This window comes from Butyricimonas paravirosa (assembly GCF_032878955.1).
GTDB classification, from domain to species: domain Bacteria; phylum Bacteroidota; class Bacteroidia; order Bacteroidales; family Marinifilaceae; genus Butyricimonas; species Butyricimonas paravirosa.
The window spans coordinates 3,875,173-3,889,724 of the sequence record NZ_CP043839.1; the positions used below are offsets into that span (position 1 = coordinate 3,875,173).

The 14,552-nt window shown below is 42.1% G+C and carries 20 protein-coding genes; 19 read left to right on the top strand and 1 reads right to left on the bottom strand.

Going from position 1 to position 14,552, the window contains the following annotated elements:
- The first annotated feature begins 1 nt into the window (after position 1).
- The 19 genes from F1644_RS15730 (at position 2) to F1644_RS15820 (ending at position 13,517) form a co-directional block, all read left to right on the top strand.
- On the top strand, positions 2–610 hold the full coding sequence (locus F1644_RS15730; protein WP_168044512.1) for a sugar transferase: 609 nt from the start codon (positions 2–4) through the stop codon (positions 608–610).
- A 10-nt stretch (positions 611–620) separates the two neighbouring features.
- Positions 621–2,156, top strand: coding sequence for an AMP-binding protein (locus F1644_RS15735; RefSeq protein ID WP_209279554.1), 1,536 nt, complete (start codon positions 621–623; stop codon positions 2,154–2,156).
- On the top strand, positions 2,156–2,962 hold the full coding sequence (locus tag F1644_RS15740) for a GNAT family N-acetyltransferase (protein WP_168044511.1): 807 nt from the start codon (positions 2,156–2,158) through the stop codon (positions 2,960–2,962). Before F1644_RS15735 ends, F1644_RS15740 begins: the two co-directional genes overlap by 1 nt.
- Before the next feature lie 2 nt (positions 2,963–2,964).
- Positions 2,965–3,198 carry an acyl carrier protein gene (locus F1644_RS15745; RefSeq protein WP_168044510.1) on the top strand — a complete coding sequence of 78 codons (234 nt, stop codon included), beginning with the start codon at positions 2,965–2,967 and terminating at the stop codon, positions 3,196–3,198.
- On the top strand, positions 3,195–4,259 hold the full coding sequence (locus F1644_RS15750; RefSeq protein ID WP_168044509.1) for a 3-oxoacyl-ACP synthase III family protein: 1,065 nt from the start codon (positions 3,195–3,197) through the stop codon (positions 4,257–4,259). Before F1644_RS15745 ends, F1644_RS15750 begins: the two co-directional genes overlap by 4 nt.
- 9 nt (positions 4,260–4,268) lie before the next feature.
- On the top strand, positions 4,269–4,475 hold the full coding sequence (locus F1644_RS15755; RefSeq protein WP_168044508.1) for a phosphopantetheine-binding protein: 207 nt from the start codon (positions 4,269–4,271) through the stop codon (positions 4,473–4,475).
- On the top strand, positions 4,475–5,236 hold the full coding sequence (locus F1644_RS15760) for an SDR family NAD(P)-dependent oxidoreductase (RefSeq protein ID WP_168044507.1): 762 nt from the start codon (positions 4,475–4,477) through the stop codon (positions 5,234–5,236). Before F1644_RS15755 ends, F1644_RS15760 begins: the two co-directional genes overlap by 1 nt.
- Positions 5,237–5,238: 2 nt before the next feature.
- Positions 5,239–5,988, top strand: coding sequence for an SDR family NAD(P)-dependent oxidoreductase (locus tag F1644_RS15765; protein WP_168044506.1), 750 nt, complete (start codon positions 5,239–5,241; stop codon positions 5,986–5,988).
- Positions 5,988–6,620: an MBL fold metallo-hydrolase gene (locus tag F1644_RS15770; protein ID WP_168044505.1), complete on the top strand. Its 633-nt coding sequence runs from the start codon at positions 5,988–5,990 to the stop codon at positions 6,618–6,620. Before F1644_RS15765 ends, F1644_RS15770 begins: the two co-directional genes overlap by 1 nt.
- Before the next feature lie 9 nt (positions 6,621–6,629).
- Positions 6,630–7,298: an LbetaH domain-containing protein gene (locus F1644_RS15775; RefSeq protein WP_168044504.1), complete on the top strand. Its 669-nt coding sequence runs from the start codon at positions 6,630–6,632 to the stop codon at positions 7,296–7,298.
- A gap of 9 nt (positions 7,299–7,307) precedes the next feature.
- On the top strand, positions 7,308–8,468 hold the full coding sequence (locus F1644_RS15780) for a DegT/DnrJ/EryC1/StrS family aminotransferase (RefSeq protein ID WP_168044503.1): 1,161 nt from the start codon (positions 7,308–7,310) through the stop codon (positions 8,466–8,468).
- Positions 8,469–8,633: 165 nt separating this feature from the next.
- Positions 8,634–8,912, top strand: a complete 279-nt coding sequence (locus F1644_RS15785; RefSeq protein ID WP_168044502.1) for a hypothetical protein — start codon at positions 8,634–8,636, stop codon at positions 8,910–8,912.
- Positions 8,848–9,249 carry a hypothetical protein gene (locus F1644_RS15790; protein ID WP_140402571.1) on the top strand — a complete coding sequence of 134 codons (402 nt, stop codon included), beginning with the start codon at positions 8,848–8,850 and terminating at the stop codon, positions 9,247–9,249. The genes F1644_RS15785 and F1644_RS15790 overlap by 65 nt, the downstream gene beginning before the upstream one ends.
- A 268-nt stretch (positions 9,250–9,517) precedes the next feature.
- Positions 9,518–10,141, top strand: a complete 624-nt coding sequence (locus F1644_RS15795) for a DUF6266 family protein (RefSeq protein ID WP_168044501.1) — start codon at positions 9,518–9,520, stop codon at positions 10,139–10,141.
- 7 nt (positions 10,142–10,148) lie between these two features.
- A complete protein-coding gene (locus tag F1644_RS15800; protein WP_168044500.1) occupies positions 10,149–10,523 on the top strand; it encodes a 3TM-type holin in 375 nt (124 codons plus the stop codon).
- Between the two features lie 19 nt (positions 10,524–10,542).
- Positions 10,543–11,148 carry an N-acetylmuramoyl-L-alanine amidase gene (locus F1644_RS15805; protein WP_168044499.1) on the top strand — a complete coding sequence of 202 codons (606 nt, stop codon included), beginning with the start codon at positions 10,543–10,545 and terminating at the stop codon, positions 11,146–11,148.
- A 216-nt stretch (positions 11,149–11,364) separates the two neighbouring features.
- Complete coding sequence (locus F1644_RS15810) at positions 11,365–11,994, top strand: hypothetical protein (protein WP_168044498.1); 630 nt, start codon at positions 11,365–11,367, stop codon at positions 11,992–11,994.
- Positions 11,991–12,167, top strand: a complete 177-nt coding sequence (locus F1644_RS15815) for a hypothetical protein (protein WP_158572071.1) — start codon at positions 11,991–11,993, stop codon at positions 12,165–12,167. Before F1644_RS15810 ends, F1644_RS15815 begins: the two co-directional genes overlap by 4 nt.
- 147 nt (positions 12,168–12,314) lie before the next feature.
- A complete protein-coding gene (locus tag F1644_RS15820; protein WP_373291460.1) occupies positions 12,315–13,517 on the top strand; it encodes an ATP-binding protein in 1,203 nt (400 codons plus the stop codon).
- A 35-nt stretch (positions 13,518–13,552) separates the two neighbouring features.
- Here the strand turns inward: F1644_RS15820 and F1644_RS15825 are convergent, their stop codons facing one another.
- Positions 13,553–14,545 carry an electron transfer flavoprotein subunit alpha/FixB family protein gene (locus F1644_RS15825; protein ID WP_118305612.1) on the bottom strand — a complete coding sequence of 331 codons (993 nt, stop codon included), beginning with the start codon at positions 14,543–14,545 and terminating at the stop codon, positions 13,553–13,555.
- Between the last annotated feature and the right edge of the window lie 7 nt (positions 14,546–14,552).

Consider the following 14,552-nt stretch of genomic DNA (forward strand, 5'->3'; position numbering starts at 1 on the left):
AATGTATAGAGGTTGTTTTAAAAGGTGCTTGGATTTTTTAATAGTCTTTTGTGTGCTATTTGTAATTTGGCCAATCTTGGTCGTGATTGCGCTTGGATTGCATTTTGTCAATAAAGGTGCTGGTGCTTTTTTTACACAGGAACGTCCGGGAAGAGGCGGGAAAATCTTTAAAGTGATAAAGTTCAAGTCAATGACTGATAAACGAGATCTTATGGGGAATTTATTGCCTGATGAAGAACGCTTGACGAAAATTGGAAAATTTATTCGTACGACTTCTTTGGACGAATTACCGCAATTGATTAACGTGCTGAAGGGTGATATGTCGTTAATTGGTCCGCGCCCTCTGTTGCCACAATATTTGCCATTGTATTCGACGGAACAAGGTCGCCGTCACGACGTTCGTCCTGGAATTACGGGATGGGCACAAGTTAACGGGAGAAATGATGTTAGTTGGGGAAAGAAATTTGAATTAGATGTTTGGTACGTGGACCATCTTTCGTTTTGGTTGGACATGAAAATCATTTTTTTGACAATCTGGAAAGTCTTGAAAAGGGATGGCGTGTCAAAAGAAGGGATGGCTACAACAGAACCATTTAACGGGTATAATTAATTTTAAGTCTATGATAAAAATCAATCTTATCGAATATTTTGAAACCACGCTAAGGGAATGCGCGGGTAAAACTGCCGTGTGGGATAAAGAAAGGGAAATCACGTTTGATAGTCTTGGAAAGTATAGTAAATCTTTGGCCTGGGAGATCGTTCAGAATGAGAACGCGATAAAGCGGCCTATTGCGGTGTATCTTAACAAGAGTATCGAAAGTGTTTATGCTGATTTAGGTATTGTCTATAGTGGTAACTTTTACATGAATCTGGATGTAAAAACACCGGTTGAGAGAATAAAAAATATTTTAGAACTCGTGCAGCCGGTAGCTATCATTACTAATAACCAATTTGAAAAGAATATAAAAGATGTTGTTCCGGATGGAATATCTTTGATAAATTTAGATTTAATCGATTGGGAGCAATTATCATGGAATGATGATGAGTTAAAAAGTCGTTTGTTATTATTGATAGACACGGACCCGTTATGTATCATCAACACTTCTGGTTCGACAGGGACTCCTAAAGGAGTTGTTTTGAACCATCGAAGTTTTTTTGACTTTACCGAATGGGCTTTGGAAGAGTTCAAGTTCACTGGAAATGACGTGATAGGTTCGCTATCCCCTCTCGTTTTTGATATCTATAGCTTCGAGTTGTGCTTGTTGATGTCGAAAGGATGTTCGATGGTTTTGATTCCGGATAATCTTTCTGCGTTTCCAGTGACAATTTTAAAATTATTACAAGAGAAAAAGGTATCTTTTATTTTTTGGGTGCCAACAATCATGGTGAATATCGCTAACATGGATTTGTTGAGCCAGATGTCGTTACCCGATTTGAAATTATGCTGGTTTGCCGGGGAAGTATTTCCCACGAAACAATTTAATTACTGGCATCACAAATTGCCAAACGTGGAGTTTGCTAACCTTTACGGTCCAATTGAAATTACCCTGGATTGCACTTATTTTAAAGTCGAGCGAGAATTGAGAGATGAGGAACCGATCCCGATAGGCTTCCCTTGCCGTAATACAAATATTTTAATTTTGGATGAGAACGACCGACAAGTGATAGTAAAAAATGTGGAGGGTGAATTGTGTGTTCGAGGAACCTCTCTGGCGATGGGATATTACAATAACCCGGAGAAAACAGCTGCTGCTTTTGTTCAAAATCCTTTAAACAAGTCCTATCCCGAAATTATTTATCGAACCGGGGATATTGTCTTTATCAACGAGAGGGGGGAGATCGTGTTTAAAGGGAGGCGTGATTCGCTGGTAAAACACTTGGGGTACCGAATCGAATTAGGCGAGATTGAGCACGTGATTATCAATAAATTGAAGCTCGTGAAAAATGGGTGTGTCGTTTACAATTTTGCCAAGAAGGAGATCACGTTATTTTACGAGGCGGAGAAGGAGATGACGGCTTCGGAATTTCGAGTGGCGATAGGGCGAGAGTTGCCTAAATATATGATCCCGGTTGTTTACCATTATTTACCCGAGCTTCAACGAAATACTAACGGAAAAATTGACCGTTTATTTTATAACAGGCAAATAAATAATTGATGAAACGGGTTACTTCTTTTGAAGAGGTGCAATCCCTCGTTAGCGAAATTCGAGGGTTAAAGATGGGGTTCGTGACCAATTTTTTTCCGGATCCGTTCAAGGTATCTTTATGGTGTAAGCATGATAGTTTTTTTCATGTTTGTTACGGTAATACAATCTTTTTTTTAAGGAAAAGATCGCGATTGGTTAATTTGTATTATTGTGCAACGGGTGAGGGTGTCTTAAAAGATAACCTATCTACTTTCTTGAAAGAGCACGACCAACCGTTTCTTGTTGTTGATATTGTTGGTGGTGATTCTGTATTATCTTGTAAGCAGTTGTTTGTAGACAAGGGATTTGAAGAGCATACAACATTAGTGAGGATGAGTCGGGTAGGGGGGCCTTCTGTTCATGAACGGGTACCGGGTGTCGTGAGTGAGGCAACAGATCAAGATATTTCTTCAATTTTAGATTTGTACCATCAATATTTTGATCCTTACTCGGAACAAATTCCTTTGCAGGAGGAGTTGGTTCAATGGGTAAGCTCGAAGAGTATTCTGGTTAGTCGTGTCGGGGAAAAAGTCGTGGGTTTTTTAATTTATGAATTGATCGGGGTGACTCTTTATTTGCGCTATTGGTTTGTACACCCGGATTACAGGGATTGTAAAATTGGAGCCTCTTTGTTTCGAGAATTTTTCTACCGGGGTAAAATGACAAAGCGACAGTTGTTTTGGGTAATAACGTCTAATGAAAATGCGATAAAGCGTTACATGCATTACGGTTTTTCGCAAGAGAAAATGTTTGATCACGTGTTAATAAGAAAATGAATATGAAAAAGAAAATAATAAGTATTTTGTCGGAACTCCGTCCGGAGTTTGATTTTAATGAGCCCTTGAATTTTATAGAAGAAGGGATGCTGGATTCTTTCGATATTATTAATCTCGTCACCGCTTTAGATAGTGAGTTTAGCATATCCATAGATGGGATGGATGTGTTACCTGATAATTTTTCGTCAGTAGAAAGAATCGAGGCATTGTTGAAAAAAAATGGGGTGGAAGTATGAATTTGAAATTTCATGATAAAAAGATCACGGGAATATTGACCGTGTTACCTTCCAAAGAAATTTTTTTCGAGGAGGAATTGGAAAATTATAACTTTTCCGTGGCCAAGTCAATGAAATTGAAAATGGCGATGGGTTACAACAAGCATCGGGTAGTAGAGGACGGGACTTGTGTGTCAGATTTGTGCGTGCATGGGCTGAATTACCTGTTTGAAAATAATCTGTTGCGCAGGGAAGATGTGGATGCGTTATTATTGGTCACGCAATCCCCGGATCATTTTATGCCTGCAACGAGTAGTATCATTCAAGGTAAAGTGGGGTTGGGAACGGATACTTTTTGCATGGATATAAACCAGGGATGTTGTGGTTTTGTCGTGGGGTTGATTGAGGCGTTTATGTTATTAGAACAGGAAAGTATAAACAAGGTCGTGCTGTTGAATGCTGACGTGCTGAGCCGAAAGGTGTCAAAGAGAGATCGTAATAGTAACCCGTTAATTGGTGATGCTGCAACGATAACGATCGTGGAGAAGAGCATGGAACCTGTTGTTATTCATGGCTTGTTGAAAATGGATGGAACCAATGCTGATGTGTTAATGATTCCAGCTGGTGGTTTTCGATTACCCGCTTCCGATGATACACGACAAATGGTTGAAGATGAGGCTGGTAATTTTCGCTCTCAGGATAATCTTGTCATGAAAGGGGATGAGGTGTTTAACTTCGTTCAAAGAGAAGTGCCTCCTATGATTGAAAATTTGTTGCACGTGGCGGGGAGTTCAAAGGAACGTGTTGACTGGTACATGTTTCACCAACCCAACCGTTTTATGTTGCATAAATTGGCGGATAAGTTGGGGGTTCCTCGTGAAAAAATGCCTTCTAATATTGTCGAGAATTTTGGTAATGCCAGTGGTGCCACGATACCAACTAATATAGGGTTTAATCTCGGGGATCGATTGATGCGGGAGCAGTATGTTTTCTGTTTGGCGGGTTTCGGGGTTGGACTGACCTGGGGAGCCTTGCTTTTGAATATAGGTAATTTGAATTTTAATGAAATCATTTATTATTAAGGAATAGTTATGGAAAATATGTATGAAGAATTAGCTGAATTGCTGGAGGTTGATGAAGTAAAAGATAATGAAATTTTGTCAGAGTTCGAGTGTTGGGATTCCTTGACGGTTCTTTCTATTATAGCCTGGGCTTCTGAAAATTATGGAAAGACCCTTTTGGCTAAAGATGTAAATGGAGTCAAGACAGTGGGAGGACTCGTTGCGTTGTTAAAATGATGGAATGTAACCCGTTGAATTTGAGAGGACGACGGTATCTGGTTACTGGTGCCTCCTCTGGTATTGGTAAGGCTACAAGTATTCTTTTGTCTCGTTTGGGTGCGGAGCTTGTTCTCGTGGATTTGAATGTAGATGGATTAAAATGTACTCAATCTCTGTGTCCGAATAGTACCTATCTTTTGGATATAAACTTGACAGATTCGGGGGCGATAAAGCAAAAGATCTCCGATATGGTTGTAGATTTCGGGAAGTTGAATGGATTTGCGCATATTGCCGGACGACCATATATCGCACCGTTGAAAGGAGTAAGTGAAAATGTGTGTACGGAAGTTTACAAGTTGAATACTTATGCTGCTATTGAATTAGCCAAAATTTTCACCAATCGAAAGGTTTATGCAGGAGAGCATGGTTCTGTTGTTTTGATATCTTCCGTGTACGGGGTTGTGGGATCAGCTGCAAATGTTGGTTATGCGATGACAAAGTCGGGGATAATCGGGATAACGAAGGCTTTGGCGATGGAGTTCGCTTCTAAAAAAATTAGATTTAATTGTATTGCCCCCGGTTTCATTAAGACGCCGATGATGGATGCGAACGTGAATTCTTTTGATCAAGATTATTTGGACACGTTAAATAATTTGCATCCTCTCGGGCTTGGAGAACCCGATGATATTGCTTTCGCCGTGGCTTATTTATTTTCTGACATGGCTAAATGGGTTACCGGTTCGGTTATGAATGTTGATGGTGGTTTTACGGCACAATAGATATGGATAATAAAGAGTGGATATTAATTACAGGGGCTTCTTCCGGCATGGGGCGGGAGATGGCAATCCGGTTCTCTTCTGTTTTCCGGGTGATTTTGAACGGTCGGGATTTTGAACGTTTGGAAGAGACCCGGCAATTGTGTGAGGATTCGGATAAGCAGCTGATCTGGCAATATGATTTGGGTAACGTGGAGGAGTTGGAAATGGCTTTTATTGGTTTCTTGGCGGAAAACAACGTGCAAGTAAACTATTTCGTGCATTGTGCCGGTTTCATGAAAGCTTACCCGCTGAAGATGGTTTCTGCGACTCTTTTCCAAAGCACGTTTAATGTTAACGTTATAGCGGGAGCCTTGATCGTGAAGTCGTTGATGAATCGTAAAGTTAATGCGAGTGCCTTGAAAAGCGTGGTCTTGATCTCTAGCAATATTAGTAATTTCGGAGCAAAAGCTTTTTCTGTTTACGGGGCTTCCAAGGGTGCGGTGGATTCCTTGATGCGTTCGCTTGCCGTGGAACTGGCCCCGAGGGTAAGGGTAAATTCCGTTTTACCTGGAGGGGTTCGGACTGCAATGACAGAACACATGTATCAAGATGAGAATTTGATTGAACGGATGGCTGCGGATTATCCCTTGGGCCTGGGAGAGGTGAAAGATATTTACATGGCCGTGAAGTTTTTGTTATCAGATGAAGCGAGATGGGTAACAGGGCAACAATTTACGGTGGATGGAGGACGAACGATTAATATCACTGGGTGATGGCTTTAGAAATTATTCGGGTTATTAACGAACCCGTTTCATCAAATTGTTTTTTGCTTTTTGACCGGGAGGTCAATAACGATTGTTTGGTGGTTGACCCCGGGTGCGAGATCCCGGATGTTCTTGACCGGAAGTTATCAGAGTTACGTTTGTGCCCAAAGTTTATCGTGTTGACACACGAGCATTTCGATCATGTTTGGGGATGTAACGCCCTCGTGCAAAAATATCATGCGCAAATAATTTGTTCGACAATCTGTTCTGAGGCTATTCAAGATGCCAAAAAGAATCATTCCATGTTTTACAATCAAAAGGGATTCGTGTTACCCCCGGCCGATATATGCGTGGAGGATATTGATTGGACATGGGAGTGGAATGGTAAGCAAATTACCTTTTCCCTTGCAGAGGGACATACAAATGCGGGGATTTACTTTCGAATTGGGAAGAACTTATTCACGGGGGATACTCTTTTGAAAGATCTGAAAACGGTGACAAAATTATTTTGTGGTTCGAAGGATAAGTTGGTTGTAACTATAGATCAAATAAAAAAATTGCAGGGAGAGGGGCTACGTGTTTATCCTGGTCACGGGGATTGTTTTGATCTGGATAGTTATGATCTGAACAAAGCATTTTAAAAATCAAGCATGAAAGACATAAAGAATATTGTAATCTTTGGGACGGGGGCAGTTGCGGCAGAAATAACTTCCCAGCTTGAAGATAGCAGTTGGGGAGAAGAGGCCGGGATAAAGATAAAAGGGTATGTTGCTTCAGATGCCGCTGGTTTGCAACATTGGAAAGAATACAAGTATCAAAGTCCTTATTTGGGTGATTTCTTAAATTATGAAATAAAGGAAGAGGATTATTTTGTTTTGGCTTTAGGAAATTACAAGGTGAAAAGACAGGTTGTTTGTGAAATAAAGAGGCGGGGGGGAAAGTTTATAACGTTGGTACACCCGACTGCTATTGTTGCCAAAACGGCATTGATCGGGGAAGGTAATATACTAGATCCTTTCACGATAGTGGGACCTAACGTGAAGTTAGGGAATTTTAACCTGCTAACATCGCAATCGATTATTAGTCATGACTGTGTCGTTGGAGATTATAATTTTTTCGCGACATCGTTGTTATGTGGATATAATGTGGTGGGTGATGATAATTATTTCGGAATACGAGGTACTACATTACCGGATATTTCTATCGGGAATAGAAATGTGATTCAGGCTGGAATGATTGTCGATAAAAATGTGGAGGACGATTCAACAATTTTCTATCGCTACAAGGAAAAACTATTAGCGATTCCGGATAAAAAATAAAATTGAAATATGAAATCACGAATTTGGCTTTCGTTAGCCCACATGAGCGGGCGGGAGCAGGAATTTATACAAGAGGCGTTTGATACGAATTGGGTGGTCCCCTTGGGGCCGAATGTGAATGCCTTTGAAAAATCTCTGCGAGATTTTTTAATTGAAAATGGAGAATTGAAAATTGAAAATGAGGGAATGCGGATCGTGGCGTTGAGTGCGGGGACTGCGGCATTACATTTGGGGTTGATATTACTAGGGGTACAACCGGGAGATGAAGTGATTTGTCAGTCGTTTACTTTTGCGGCATCAGCGAATCCGATCGCTTACTTGGAGGCAACTCCGGTTTTCGTGGATAGCGAGAAGGAGACGTGGAATATGGACCCGGTGTTGTTGGAGGAGGCGATCAAGGATCGGTTGGAAAAGACGGGGAAGTTACCGAAGGCGATTATTCCGGTACATTTGTATGGGATGCCTGTGAAGATGGACGAGGTGATGGAGGTGGCGAATCGTTACGGGATTCCGGTGCTAGAGGATTCTGCGGAAGCGTTGGGGTCGGAGTACAAGGGGCAGAAGTGTGGGACGTTCGGGGAGTACGGGGTTCTGTCATTTAACGGGAACAAGATGATCACGACGTCGGGAGGTGGTGCCTTGATTTGTCCGAACGAGGAGAAGGCGAAAAGAGCTTTGTTCTATGCCACGCAGGCTAGAGAACAAGCCCCGCATTACCAGCACGAGAAGATCGGGTATAATTACCGGATGAGTAATATTTGTGCAGGAATCGGGAGGGGGCAGATGTTCGTGCTGGATGAACACGTTGCCCGGAGACGGGCGATTCATGATTTGTACGTGAAATTGCTAGCCGGGGTGAAGGGGGTGAAGGTAATGTGCCAGCCGGAAGGGATGGGTTTTAACTCGAATTACTGGCTGACGTGTATCACGGTGGAACCGGAAGAGGCGGGTTTCACGAGAGAAGATGTCAGGTTAGCCTTGGACGGGGAGAATATAGAGAGTCGGCCGTTGTGGAAGCCGATGCACTTGCAGCCGGTGTTCAAGGATGCGCCATTCTATGGTAACGGGACAAGTGAACGTTTGTTCGAGATCGGGTTGTGCTTGCCGTCGGGGCCGACGTTGACGGATGAGGACGTGGAGAGAGTGGTGAAAGTGATTTACGATTTATGATTTTAAATTTTAGATTGAAGGATTGAAAGATTGATAATTTTGGATTGAATGGTTGAGAGATTTGAGGGGGTATGATGATGTGATTTCCTGATTCCGATTTTTAAATTAAGAATATGTCCCGGGTAATAACGCCCGGGATTTTTTATTATTTTAAATTTAAAAACTATGACAGAATTGTTTAAGACGAGGTTCTTAGCATTATTGGCAGGAGAATCGCAGGAGGAAATTACGAAAGAATGTTTAGAGGAAGAATTAGGAAAATTTGTTGAAGAGGTTGCGGGACTATGCGACTCGGGGGGTGATTATTTGGCGACGTGTCGGACGTTGAATTACACGAAAGCTCGATTGCAGGTGTTATCGGAGATGTATAGGGACTGTGATGGAGTGGGGGAAAAAAGGTGCGTGGCGGTTATGTTTTATCGGGCGAGGATTGCAAGTGGTTGAGGACGAGTGGCGGCTTTTTCATGAGAGGATGGATAATCCGGCGAGGTTCCTGAAAAATAAGGAGAAGAAGGTGTTGGTCTATTGGAAGACGGAAAATGTACAGACGAAGGTGATGGAATTGTTGATTGGTTTCGAGGCTCTTGAAGAATTTTATTCTCCGACTGGAAAGTTGTTGGAGTTTTGCGAGTTGGTGGCCATTGCAGAGCAGGTTTTGGGGATCCAGATCAAAAATTATCGGCAGTTGAAAAGCAGGGTATTGAAACGGTATAAGGAGGAGACGGTTTTGGATCAATTGGAGAGGTTGATTGAGAAATTGAGGGTACAGGTTTACAAGTAGATTAAAATTTAGAGTTTAGAATCTAGAGTAAAAAGTTGGTAAGATTTTAGGGTAGTAGGAGTTTAAAACACTTTTGCTACCCTTTTTTGTTGTCTTGAAAGTGGGGGGATGAGTACTTTTTTGAATGCTGGTAATCATTGGGTTGGGATTATTTTGTTTGACGGAACCGTGGCGTATACCAAGCGGGGAGTTGAAGTGTTGTAATATTGCATTTGGAAATCAACGAGAGTTGATGAGATAAAAATAGTATTCATTTAAAAAAAGAATTATGGCTTTAGTTCGTAATGAATTTGGAATAAGGGGGCGAGTCGGAAATGTCGTTTTCTGCAAGCTGAACGGGAAGTCTTATATGAGGAGTTTGCCGGATAGAATTGATCCTAACACGCCGAAACAACAGGAAGTGAGATCTCGTTTCCGGGTGGTCGTGCGTTTTTACAAGAAGATAAAGGAGACTCCTTTGAAGGGTATTCTGGCTCTTTCGGCTGACAAGATCTGTAGTAGTGGGTATGCGCTTTTTATGAAAAAGAATTTGAAGGCGTTTCGGGCAAACGGAAAGATCGGTGATTTTTCGCAATTGCATTTTTCTGCCGGGAAGCGACAACAGGCGTATAATCTGCAGGGGAGAATGGATGATCAAGGAATGGTCACGCTGGATTGGGAGAATGACGAGGAGGCGTACAATTTTGAGGCGGCAGATCGTTTGAAGGTTATAGTGCTTCCGTCGAATCGTTCATTTAGCCCGAAGTTGTTGGAGGGATTGGAGGTATTGCGGGCGGCAGAAAAGGCTACTTTCCCGTTAGAGCGTGGCAAGGAGGTGAAGATACATTTGTATTGTTTTTTCGAGTCCCCGGATGGGAAGCGATTCTCGAATTCGCAGTATATTAAATTGTGAACGGGGAATGAAACCGATAAGTGGAATTGTTAATTCGATCAGCGAGTTGATTGGTCAATTAACACTCCCTGCGAGGGAGAAAAAAGAGCTGGAAACCGGGTTATTGAAATTGATTCAGGAATTGGAACGGGAATTAGCACAGGCGAGAGCGGTCACGGTACAGGAGGAAGTGAGGGGGAATTGGTTGCAGCGATCGTGGCGGCCGCTGGTGATGTTGACATTTGTCAGTGTTATTTTGATCGGGACTTTTACTAGTTTACCGATTCCGGATGAAACTTCGCGGTTCTGGGATTTATTGGAGATCGGGTTGGGTGGGTACGTGGTGGGGAGAAGTGGGGAAAAAATGGCAGAGGCCATTTTTAAGATAAAAGGTAAAAACTAATCAATTTAAATTTTTTGTTATGGAGGTATTTTCAAGTTCTAATTCACCATTTTCAATTGTAAACCATCGTTTGGTGGGTGGTGGGGTAATTCATGTTGTGTGTGAGAAGAATAGGCGAGGATTGGGAGAGCCGGATATGATTATTTTGCATTACACGGGAGGTACTAGTGCCATGTCTTCGGCAAAATTCTTGGCCAGGTCGGATGTGAAGGCGTCGGCTCACGTGGTGATCGGGCGGGATGGGCAGGTGATACAATTGGTGCCGTTTAATATCGAGGCTTGGCACGCAGGGAAGAGTAGTTACGGGGGAAGGAGTGAGCTGAATCATTATTCAATTGGGATTGAGCTGGATAACCTGGGACAGTTGCGACTGGAAGAGGGAAAGTTCGTGGCGGAGTGTGGTCGGGAAGTTCCCGTGAAGGAGGTGTACACGGAAGATTCGGGTGAAGTGCCAACATATTGGCATGATTACACGGACGTGCAGATGCGGGTGTTGAACGAGGTGTGTGGTTTGCTGGTGGATACTTATCCTATCAGGGATATCGTGGGGCATTCGGACGTGACATCGAGAAAGGTGGATCCGGGACCGGCATTGAGGGTGGCGGACTGGATTCGGTATTATTGATTTTAGATTTTAAATTTTAGATTGGAACTCCCTCCCCCCTTCGGGGTACTCCCTCTATAAACAGAGGGAGAGTTGGATTACTCGTTGTTTTGGGGAAGCTTTTCATTCTAACTTTTAAATTTTACATTTTAAATTCCATTCTTCGTGTAGGGCCCATGCGGGGAGTGCGGGATTATTTTAAATTTTCTGATTTATTCATTTTTAAATTTTAATGTTATGGCAAAGTTTAATTCTTATTTATTAGGCAAGGTAAAGAAGTCCGTTGGTAACGTGACGATGTGTTACACGAACAAGCAGAATATCGCGAAGGCGAAGATCTTTTCAAGGAGGGATAACCCGACACCGGAGATGCTTGATCAACGGGCGAAGATGAAGGTGCTGGTTCAGTTGTCTCGGAGATTGATTCCGGTGATTCGGAAAGGTTTCGTGGGTATGGGAAATGGTACGACTTCGAATGCTTTCGTGAAAGCGAATCAAGTAGCCGTGGAAGTGGACGAGAAACACGTGGCAACCATCGTGTTTGATCAGTTAAAAATGGCTACCGGGTTGTTGTACACGCCTAAGGTAACTGTAACGTATGCGTCGGAGAGTAAGATGTATTCTTTCGAACAGGAGATGCAAGAAGAAGAGGAGGGGTATGCGTTGGCGGATGACAAGGTGTATGGAGTGTTGCTGGAAGCCGTGTTGAATCGTGCCAAGATCGTTCCGTTGAGAGATCGGGGAGAGAATGGTAACACGAGTTATGCGCTTCCCGAAGATTGGGATGAGGCTAACGTGAAGGTGTATTGTTTCGCAACCTTGAAGAACGGGAGTGCGGCATCGGACAGTCGTTATTTGACGGTATGATAAGCGTGTACTTTTTTACCGGAATATTTTTCACGCTGGGATTTAATGCTTTCCTCTCACAGGTGGCTGATGATTTCGTGACGGGGGTGTTGAGTATCGTGGGAGGAGTGATTAGCTCGGTTGTGGTGGCTTGGTGTAAGGATCGATGGGAACGGAAACGTTCCGGACGATAAGGGAAAGGGGTGGCTTCGGCTGCCCCTTTGGTTTGTAAAGTGAGGGGGAGTTTTCATCATGATGAAAACTTTGATCTAATTTGCTTGAAGTTTTCATTATAATGAAAACTTTTTCGTATTTTTGGAAGAGTTTTAATTATAATGAAAATGGAGAATATAAAATATAGAGAACATTATTTGAGGAAAATAGAGCCCTTTATGGGAACGTCTTTGATCAAAGTTATGACCGGACAACGCCGGGTTGGGAAAAGTTATATTTTATTTCAACTAATAGAATTGATCCGGAAAAAGGAATCAGAGGCAAATATTATTTATATAAATCTGGAAGATATCGCTTTTGATTTTATAAAATCTGCAAAGGAGCTATATGCTTACGTGATGAGTAAATGTTTAAAAGAGAGTAAGAATTATATATTTATTGATGAGGTACAGGAGGTTCGTGAATTCGAGAAAGCTCTACGTTCACTGGTTTTGGATGAAAATAACGATATATACGTGACTGGGAGTAATGCAAAAATGTTGTCTGGAGAATTAGCTACTTATTTGGGGGGACGGTATATTGAGTTCACGATATATAGTTTGTCATATCCTGAGTTTTTACAATTTCATGAACTTGAAAATTCGGATGAAAGTTTTAGATTATATACTAGGTATGGAGGATTGCCCTATTTGATGCATTTGAAATTAGAAGATGGAATTGTTTTTGAATATTTGAAGAGTATATATTCCACGATTGTTTATCGGGATGTGGTTAGCCGATATGCTTTACGGAATACTGATTTCTTAGAGAGGTTACTTCTGTTTCTTGCAGATAATGTGGGAAGTATATTTTCAGCCAAAGGGATAAGTGATTATTTGAAATCGCAACGAGTCACGCTGGGCGTGAATCAGATCCTGACTTATATCGAGCATTTTACAAATGCTTTTATTATTTCTTGTGTTGATCGGTATGATATTGTGGGGAAGCGTATTTTTGAGGTAGGAAATAAGTATTATTTTGAAAATCTGGGAATTAGAAATGTTATAGCAGGTTTTAAACTCCAAGATCAAGGGAAAGTATTAGAAAATATTGTTTATAATCATTTGCTTTATCAAGGGTATAAGGTTTCCGTGGGAGTATTGGAGAAACAAGAAGTTGATTTTATTGGTGAGCGGGAGGGAGAAAAGGTGTATGTACAGGTTGCATTACAATTAAATGATGAGGCAACTATCCAACGGGAATTTGGCAATCTTTTAAAAATAGAAGATAATTATCCCAAGTTTGTCGTCTCACAAGATTTATTTCATGGAAATACTTATGAGGGAATACAATATTTGGGGATTCGTGATTTTTTAATGAATGTTAGGTAAAAAAAGAGACTGAATAATCAGTCTCTTTTTTCGTATTATCTTTTCAACTTTTCAGTTAAAAGCGGAACGATCTTGCGAACATCGCCGACGATACCCAAGTCTGCCACGTTGAAGATCGGGGCAAATTTGTCTTTGTTGATGGCGATGATGTATTCGGATTCTTCCATACCGGCCAAGTGCTGGATAGCTCCGGAGATTCCCATGGCGAAGTACAAGTCGGGACGTACAGTTTTACCGGTTTGTCCTACCTGACGTTCGTGTCCCAATACTCCGGCATCAACCATGGCACGAGATGCGGATACTTCAGCACCGATGGTGTTTGCCATTGCACGTAACATATCGAATCCTTCTGCATTACCCACTCCACGACCTCCGGAAATCAATACATGAGCTTCGGTGATATCAACCAAATTCTTGGTTTGTTTAACTGTTTCAAGAACACGTACACGGAATTTAGATTTATCGAAGTTGATTTTTACATCTTCGATCGTTCCTTTCCGGTTCTCGTCACGTTGTCCCATGCGCATTACGCCCGGACGAACGGTTGACATTTGAGGACGGTGTTCCTTACAGATGATGGTTGCCATCAAGTTTCCACCGAATGCCGGACGGGTCATTAACAAATCCCGTTCTTCAGAAACTTCCAATCCGGTACAGTCTGCAGTCAATCCAGTTTCTACACGGGCAGACAAGCGCGGGCCGAGGTCACGGCCGATGGTAGTTGCCCCGATCAGCACGATGCTCGGTTTGTTGTCACGGATGATCTGGTAAATAGCCTGTGCGTAAGGTTCGGTAACGTAGGTTGCCAATTCCGGTGCATCCACACGTAGCACGGTGTCAGCCCCATAAGCAATACATTCCTGAGCTTGTGTCGTCAGGTCATGTCCCAATAACATGGCATATACTTTTTCATTTAAAGCATCAGCTAATTCTCTGGCTTTACCTAACAATTCCAGACCCACGTTTTGGATAACGCCTTCTCTTTGTTCAACGAAGACGTAAACGTTTTTATATTGTGCCTTATCCATCTTCTAA